Below are 240 nucleotides of genomic sequence, written 5' to 3'. Positions count from 1 at the left end.
CACCATCACGGCCACCGGGAAGGCTGCAATCCCGCGCGGCCAGGTCACGACGGCTCACGTGTACGACGCCGTCGTGGGGCGGACCCGCACGGGGGTGCGTCGCGCCGATGGCTCGCTGAACCGTTTCGACACCAATTCCGCGGTCCTGCGCAACACCAAGCAAGAGCCGATCGGCACCCGAATCTTCGCTCCGGTGACCCGTGAACTTCGTACCTAGAAGTTCATGAAGAGCGTCTCGCT

General features: G+C 65.0%; 1 protein-coding gene. It reads left to right on the top strand.

Going from position 1 to position 240, the window contains the following annotated elements; translation table 11 throughout:
- A partial coding sequence (locus tag ACQG3P_RS22845; protein WP_426806323.1) for an uL14 family ribosomal protein occupies window positions 1-217 on the top strand: 217 nt, incomplete at its 5' end.
- Window positions 218-240 lie beyond the last annotated feature (23 nt).

The organism is Stenotrophomonas sp. SrG (assembly GCF_050031795.1).
Classification (GTDB): Bacteria; Pseudomonadota; Gammaproteobacteria; order Xanthomonadales; family Xanthomonadaceae; genus Stenotrophomonas; species Stenotrophomonas rhizophila_A.
This window is presented reverse-complemented; position numbering and strand designations above follow the sequence as displayed.